Raw genomic sequence first — 997 nt, 5'->3', positions numbered from 1 at the left:
TTGGTGCTAGGTGTATGATGGTTGTCTGAGTGTTAATGATACGACGACCACAGAGATCTACACCGCCAGCAGCCTCCTTTCCCGACCCGACGCTCTTCCGATCTGACGGACGCGGCCGGCTCGATCCGCGTGCCGGCCGCCAGCACCGGCCTGTTCGGCCTGAAGCCCACGCGCGGGCGCAGCTCGAACGGCCCCGCGCTCGACGAGGTGTTCGCGGGCTTCGGTGTGCAACTGGGCGTGAGCCGCAGCGTGCGCGACAGCGCCGCGCTGCTCGACGCGATCCACGGCCACGCGAGCGGCGATCCGTACGTGACGGCCGCGCCGCCGCGCAGTTTCCTGTCGGAAGTGAGCCGCGAGCCGGACGCGCTGACGATCGGCGTGATGACCGATGCCTGGGACGGGCGCCGCACCGATCCCGCCATCGCCGCCGCCACGCGGTCCACGGTGCAACTGCTCGAAGACCTCGGCCACACGGTGATCGAGATGCGGCCGTCGCTCGGCCTGTCGTGGGAGGCGTTCGTCGACTTGAACGCGACGATCTGGACGGCCACGCTGGTCGGCTGGATCGAGGGGCTGGCCGCAGCCACCGGCCGCCCGATCGATCTCACGACGCTCGAGCCGTCCACGCTGGCCTGCTTCCGTCACGGCCAGACGGCGCGCGCCTCGGAATTCGCGGCGGCGCTGGCGGGGCGCAACACGGTGGCGCGCGCCGTGGGCGGCTGGTTCGACGCGGTGGACGTGCTGCTCACGCCCACGCTGCCGCAGATGCCGCCCGCCATCGGCGAGTACGGCGCGGGCGCCGACGCGCTGACGGGCCGCGAATGGACCGCGCGCGTGTTCGGCCATGCGCCGTTCACGCCGCCGTTCAACGTGGCGGGCGTGCCGGCGATGTCGGTGCCGCTCGAAACGCATCCGCAATCGGGCCTGCCGATCGGCCTGCAGTTCGCGGCCGGCTTCGCGCGCGAGGACATCCTGCTGCGGCTCGCCGGGCAGCTCG

General features: G+C 71.8%; 1 protein-coding gene. It reads left to right on the top strand.

What is annotated here, in order from left to right; all coding sequences use genetic code 11:
• Positions 1-129: 129 nt before the first annotated feature.
• Positions 130-997: amidase (locus G3N92_RS34395; RefSeq protein WP_339385900.1), on the top strand; the 868-nt coding region annotated here is incomplete at its 3' end.

The organism is Burkholderia sp. Ac-20379 (genome assembly GCF_017104645.1).
GTDB lineage: Bacteria > Pseudomonadota > Gammaproteobacteria > Burkholderiales > Burkholderiaceae > Burkholderia.
This window is presented reverse-complemented; position numbering and strand designations above follow the sequence as displayed.